Annotated in this window: 6 protein-coding genes; 2 read left to right on the plus strand and 4 right to left on the minus strand. The window is 64.5% G+C overall.

Features of this window, described 5'->3' with window-relative positions:
- Window positions 1-472: tripartite tricarboxylate transporter TctB family protein (locus tag Q7J58_RS09555; RefSeq protein WP_304826758.1), on the plus strand; the 472-nt coding region annotated here is incomplete at its 5' end.
- 54 nt (window positions 473-526) lie between these two features.
- A complete protein-coding gene (locus Q7J58_RS09560) occupies window positions 527-2,047 on the plus strand; it encodes a tripartite tricarboxylate transporter permease (RefSeq protein WP_304826761.1) in 1,521 nt (506 codons plus the stop codon).
- Window positions 2,048-2,127: 80 nt separating this feature from the next.
- Here the strand turns inward: Q7J58_RS09560 and Q7J58_RS09565 are convergent, their stop codons facing one another.
- The 4 genes from Q7J58_RS09565 to Q7J58_RS09580 all read right to left on the minus strand — a co-directional run.
- Complete coding sequence (locus Q7J58_RS09565; RefSeq protein WP_304826764.1) at window positions 2,128-3,168, minus strand: adenosine deaminase; 1,041 nt, start codon at window positions 3,166-3,168, stop codon at window positions 2,128-2,130.
- A gap of 37 nt (window positions 3,169-3,205) precedes the next feature.
- A complete protein-coding gene (locus Q7J58_RS09570; RefSeq protein ID WP_304826767.1) occupies window positions 3,206-4,261 on the minus strand; it encodes an aromatic ring-hydroxylating dioxygenase subunit alpha in 1,056 nt (351 codons plus the stop codon).
- Between the two features lie 151 nt (window positions 4,262-4,412).
- A complete protein-coding gene (locus Q7J58_RS09575) occupies window positions 4,413-5,552 on the minus strand; it encodes a BMP family ABC transporter substrate-binding protein (RefSeq protein WP_304826769.1) in 1,140 nt (379 codons plus the stop codon).
- A 256-nt stretch (window positions 5,553-5,808) separates the two neighbouring features.
- The coding region (locus tag Q7J58_RS09580) for an ABC transporter permease (protein ID WP_304826771.1) at window positions 5,809-6,588 on the minus strand (780 nt) is incomplete at its 5' end.

A 6,588-nucleotide genomic window follows, 5' to 3' on the forward strand; every position in this document is an offset into this window, starting at 1 on the left:
CGACTTTCAACTGGAGACGATACACATGAAACACAAGGACATGCAGGATGTTCTCGGCGGCTTGGGGTTGGCTGCCCTCGGGGTGTTTGCGGCGGTCTACGCCCAGCGCTACGAGTTCGGCGATCTCAACCGCATGGGTGCAGGCTACTTCCCGGTCACGCTGGGCGTCTTGCTGACGGTGCTGGGGCTCATGATCGCCGTCCCGGCGTTCTTTCGCAGCGGGCCAGCCATCCAGGTGAAGTGGAAAACCTTCGCCTTGGTCATGGCCAGCATCGTGGCCTTTGCCCTCACGCTGAAGGTGCTGGGCCTCATTCTGGCCACCATGTTGTCGGTGGTGCTGGCCACACTGGCCGACAACGACACCCGCTGGAAAGGCCGGCTGATGATCGCCGTGGGCGTGGCCGCCGTGACCTACCTCGTGTTTGGCCTGGGTTTGAGCATGATTCTGCCCATTTGGCCTTGGAGCCCCTGATGGCTCTCAACGCCCCGACCGCTCACACCACACAACACTGAGAGACACCCCACCATGGACATTCTCAACGGGCTGATGCTCGGCCTTGATTCGGCATTGCAACCGGTCACGCTGCTGTACTGCTTTATTGGCGTTTTTCTGGGTACGCTGATTGGCGTGTTGCCCGGCATCGGAGCGCTCGCCACGATCTCGCTGCTGTTGCCCATCACGTACCACATTCCGCCCACCGCGGCCATCGTGATGCTGGCGGGCGTGTATTACGGCGCCCAATACGGCGGCTCCACCGCGTCGATCCTGCTGAACCTGCCGGGCACACCGTCGTCGGCGGTGGCCTGCCTGGACGGCTACCCCATGGCCAAGCAGGGCCGGGCGGGTGTCGCGCTGTTCATGACCACCATCGCCTCGTTTGTCGGCTCCATGCTGGGCATTCTGGCGCTGGTCTTGTTCTCGCCAGCGATTGCCGAACTGGGGCTGAAATTCGGCGCCGCCGAATACTTCGCCATGATGCTGCTGGGTCTCATTGCGGCATCGGCACTGGCCTCGGGCTCGCCCGCCAAAGGCTTGTCCATGGTGGTGCTGGGCTTGCTGCTGGGCACGGTGGGCACCGACGTCAACTCGGGCCAGGCGCGTTTTGACTTCGGCATCCCGGAGCTGATGGACGGCATCAACCTGGTGGCGCTGGCCATGGGCATGTTTGGTATTGCCGAGGTGGTCTCCAGCATCAACCAGGTTCGCGGCAGCGACGTCAAGGAAAAGATCTCGATGCGCTCCATGACACCCACGCGCAAAGACGTGAAAGACTCGATCATGCCCATGCTGCGCGGTACGGGTATTGGCAGTTTCTTCGGCGCTTTGCCCGGCACCGGCGCATCGATTGCCTCGTTCATGTCTTATGCCGTCGAAAAGAAGATTGCCAAGGACCCCAGCCGTTTTGGCAACGGCGCCATTGAGGGCATCACCGCCCCCGAAGCGGCCAACAACGCCGCCGCCCAAACCGCTTTCGTGCCCACCTTGTCGCTGGGCATTCCGGGCGACGCCGTGATGGCGCTGATGCTGGGCGCGTTGATCATCCACGGCATCCAGCCCGGCCCGATGCTCATGTCCCAGCAACCCGATCTGTTCTGGGGCCTGATCGTGAGCTTCGGTATTGGCAACATCATGCTGATGGTGTTGAACCTGCCGCTGATCGGTCTGTGGGTCGCCATTTTGCGCATCCCCTACCGGGTGTTGTTCCCAGCCATTCTGGTGTTCATCAGCCTGGGGGTCTACAGCGTCAACAACAACACCTTTGACGTGTTGATGGTCGCGGCCATTGGCTCCATGGGTTATTTGCTGGCGGTGTTCAAGTTTGAAGCGGCGCCCCTGCTGCTCGGGTTTGTGCTGGGCCCGCTCATGGAAGAAAACCTGCGCCGGGCCTTGCTGCTGTCGCGCGGCGAACTGTCCACCTTCATCGAGCGCCCCATCAGCGCCGGCTTCCTCGCCTTTGGCGCGGCCATTCTGCTGTGGAGCGCCTGGGGTTCGCTGAAAGAATTCATGCGGGCCCGCGAGAAAGAAGCAGACGCCCAGCAGGTCTGACGCTGTCAGCGCTGAAACGCACAACACCGTGGGCATCACAAGTTGATGCCCACGGTGTTTTTTTTGGATGCTTCAGCGCATCAATCTTTCAACTCAAACGCGGCCACCACCCGGTTCACGGCGGCATACAGGCTGGCGCGCTGGCTGTCGCTCACAAAGCTGGCCTCCACGCTGTTGCGGGCCAGCACGACCACCTCGCGCTCGGTCAAGCCGAGTGCTGCCACGGTCTGCTCCAGGTTGGCGTTCAAGTAACCACCAAAATACGCCGGGTCGTCTGAATTCACCGTCACGCACAGACCCGCGTCCAGCATCGTCTTCAGCGGGTGCTCGCGCAGGTCGCGCACCACACACAGCTTCAGGTTGGACAGCGGACACACGGTGAGCGGCAGGCGGGTGTGGGCCAGTTCGGCCATGAGCAACGGGTCCTGGAGCGCCGCCACGCCATGGTCGATGCGCTGCACTTTCAACAGGTCAATGGCCTGCCACATGTATTCCGGCGGGCCCTCTTCGCCCGCGTGCGCCACCAGGTTCAAACCCAGTTCGCGGCAGCGCGCAAACACGCGCTCGAATTTTTCGGGCGGGTGCCCGAGTTCGCTGGAGTCGAGCCCCACACCGATGAAATGCTCGCGGTAGGGCAGCGCTACTTCCAGGGTTGCAAAGGCGTCTTCTTCGCTCAGGTGGCGCAGAAAACACAGGATCAGCGCCGAACCGACGCCCAGTTCCGCTGCGGCCTGGCGGCAGGCGCTGGCCAGCCCTTGCACCACCGTGGCCATGGGCACGCCGCGGGCGGTGTGGGTCTGCGGGTCAAAGAAAATCTCGGCGTGGACCACGTTGTCGGCCTTTGCGCGCAGAAAGTAGGCCCAGGCCATGTCGTGGAAATCCTGCGCCTGCAGCAGCACGCTGGCACCCGCGTAGTAAATGTCCAGAAAGCTCTGCAGGTCGGTGAACGCATAGGCCGCGCGCAAGGCCTCTACGCTGGCGTAAGGCAGCGTCACGCCGTTGCGCTGGGCCAGCGCAAAAATCAGCTCGGGCTCCAGCGAGCCTTCAATGTGGATGTGCAGCTCGGCTTTGGGAATGGCGCGGGCCAGGGCCACAGCGCGGTCAACGGCGGGGTTTGTCATGTCAAGTCCAGGAAGGTTCAAAAGCAGTGGGCGGTGTTCAGCAAACACCGAGCGTCGCGCCCAAACGGGCCAGGTAACGGCGGTAGGCGCTGGACATGCGGTCGGCCGGGCTGTGCACCTCGGCCAAGGGTCCGTCTTTGCCGATGGGCAAGGCCTTGGGCCGCTGCGACTCGACGATCGGGCGGTCTTGCGCAAACACAGCGTCCTGAAAGTCGCGCAGCTCCTCGTCGTCCGACAGGTCGCCCAGCGTGGCCATGGCAAACCAGGCCGTGCAGGAACCGGCCGAGTCGGGCCGGATGAACAACGCGATGGCGTTGCTCACCGGGTCGCCCTCGGTGGCGTCTTTGCGCAAGATGGCGGCAAACGGGTGCGGCACGGTGTAGCGGTAGGCCACCCAGCCGCCTTCGCTGGCACCGGCATAGGCACGCGGTTGCCAGGCGCGGCAATCGCTGGCCACCAGGCCGTCGGCGCTCTCTTGCACCTGCCCGGTGTCCACCTGCGCGTGGCTGCGAGCGCCCAGCCAGCCCTCGTGCACAAAACCAAAATGGCTCAGGTCCAGAAAATTTTCCACCAGACGCGGTGCGCTGGTGTTCACCTCATAAGGTCCACACAGCAGCTGGCGCCAGAGCGGGTCTTGCCACGGGGCAAAAGCCGGTGGCTGGCGCAGGCTGGCGGGGACGGAGCTGGCGTCGGGCACGGCCAGGCGCACCCACACCAGGCCCGATTGCTCACAGGCCTCAAACACCGTGGCCGCGTGCGCGGCCGGTGGTTCAAACAGCGGCGCGGCGGGCACATGCACGCAACGCCCGCACGCCGCCGTGGCCTGCGCAGCCGCTGCGTCGCCACCAAACTGCCAGCCGTGGTACGGACATTCCAGCCGGGCGCCGTGCAGGTGGTGCAACACCCGGCCCAGCGACAAGCGCGCACCCCGGTGCGGGCAGCGGTCGGCCCAGGCGTGCAGCACACCCGGCGTGCCGTCGTGACCCGGCTCGCGCCAGAGCACGAGCGGCTGCCCCAGCAGCTCCACCGCCACGGGCGCTTCGCGCACGCTGTGCGATGCTGTCACGGGATGCCAGAGCTGTGTTTCGATCATGTGAGTACCTCAATGAAAAACGCCGCTGCCAAGGAGCAGCGGCGAGTGTGTCCGGCGCGCGTGTCCCCACCCAGGATGCGGTGGAACCGGCTCCGCCGGGCCACTCGCATCGCCCCCTGGGGGGGTGACGCGAAGCGGCGCGGGGGGTAACTCAGTTAGGCACTTTGCCTTCAACGCCCTTGACGTAGAACTTCACGCCGCCCAGGAAAGCGTCGTCGGCCACGGCGTCAGCCGCCAGCACTTCCTTGCCGGACTGGTCCACGATGGGGCCTTTCCAGATCGAGAACGTGCCGTCTTTCAAGCCCGCCTTGATGGTGTCGATCTTGGCTTTGGCATCGACCGGCACGTCTTCGGCGATGGACACCATGTCGATGGCGCCTTCTTTGTGGCCCCACCACACGCCACCGGTGCTCCAGGTGCCATCCAGTGCGTCCTTGACGGACTTGATGTAGTAAGGGCCCCAGTTGATCACGGCCGAACCCAGGTGGGCCCTGGGGCCGTAGGCGGTCATGTCGGAATCCCAACCGAAGGCGCGTTTGCCCATTTTTTCAGCCGTTTGCAGCACCGCCGACGAGTCGGTGTTCTGGAACAGCACGTCGGCGCCGCCGTTGATCAGCGAGGTGGCAGCTTCGGTTTCCTTCGGTGGGTCAAACCAGCCGTTCACCCACACCACCTTGGTCTTGACCTTGGGGTTCACCGACTGGGCACCCAGGGTGAAGCTGTTGATGTTGCGGATCACTTCGGGAATTGGGATAGAAGCCACCACGCCCAGGGTGTTGGACTGGGTCATGGAGCCCGCGATGACGCCCGCCATGTACGCGCCTTCGTAGGTGCGGCTGTCGTAGGTGCGCAGGTTGGGGGCCGTTTTGTAGCCGGTGGCGTGTTCGAACTTCACGTCGGCGAAGTCGGGCGCAACCTTGAGCATGGGCTCCATGTAGCCGAAGGTGGTGCCGAAGATCAGCTTGTTGCCCTGGCCGGCCAGGTCGCGAATGACGCGCTCGGCGTCGGCGCTCTCGGGCACGTTCTCCACGAAGCTGGTCACGACCTTGTCACCGAACTCGGCCTCGACGGCCTTGCGGCCGTTGTCGTGGGCGAAGGTCCAACCACCGTCGCCCACCGGGCCCACGTAGGCGAACGCAATTTTCAGCGGATCGGCCTTGGGCGCTTCCGCCGCCGCAGGCGCGGGCGCTGGGGCGGCCTCTTCTTTTTTGCCGCAGCCGATCAGCGCGGCGCTGGCCACAGCCGTCAGGGCCGCCAGCTTGATCAAGGAACGTTTGCTCAGGTCAGTCATGAAAACCTCTTGGAGGGTTGGAAGTGAAGAAAAACAGACAACGAAAGATTATGAACCCGCACAGTGTTGGAGCGTGGGGGCCAGGAATTCCGCGCCGGGCCGCCCCAAGCGGAATTCGAACCCCCTCGGGGGGCAGCGACCCGCGCAGCGGTGGAGCGTGGGGGCCAGGAATTCCGCGCCGGGCCGCCCCAAGCGGAATTCGCACCCCCTCGGGGGGCAGCGACCCGCGCAGCGGTGGAGCGTGGGGGCCACATCCTCATGCGCCGGGATAGAACGGTTTTCCGATAGACGTGGGCATGTTGATGCGGATCCAGGTTGGGTTGCGCGAGATCAGCACCAGCACCACGATGGTGGCCAGGTAAGGCATCATGGTCAGGAACTGGCTGGGCACGTTGACGCCGATCCCCTGCAAATGGAACTGCAGCATGGTCACACCACCAAACAGATAAGCACCAAGCAACACCCGTGCCGGGCGCCAGGTGGCGAAGGTGGTGAGCGCCAGCGCGATCCAGCCTTTGCCCGCGATCATGCCCTCCACCCACAGCGGCGTGTACACGGTGGACACATAGGCGCCCGCCAGCCCGCACAGCGCCCCCCCGGCCATGACGGCCATGAGCCGGATGCGGCGCACCGGGTAACCCAGCGCATGGGCCGACTCGGGGCTTTCACCCACACTGCGCAGCACCAGACCCGCGCGCGTGCGGTACAGAAACCAGATCAGCCCCAACACGATGCCCACGCACACATACACCATGGGGTGGTGGCGAAACAGCGCCGGGCCGAGCAGCGGAATGTCGGCCAGCACCGGAATGGCGAACTGCGCCTGTTCGGGCAGTTTTTCCTGCACATAGCGGGTACCTGCAAAAGCCGAAAAACCCCCGCCAAACAGCGACAGCGCCAGCCCGGTGGCGTACTGGTTGGTGTTGAGCCAGATCACCAGGCCACCAAAAATGGCCGCCAGCAAGGCCCCGGCCGCCATGCCAGCCGCAAAACCCGCCACGGTGCTGCCGGTGTGCACCACGGTGGCAAACCCGGC

The organism is Hydrogenophaga sp. (assembly GCF_030656115.1).
In the GTDB taxonomy this organism is placed as follows: Bacteria; Pseudomonadota; Gammaproteobacteria; order Burkholderiales; family Burkholderiaceae_C; genus Hydrogenophaga.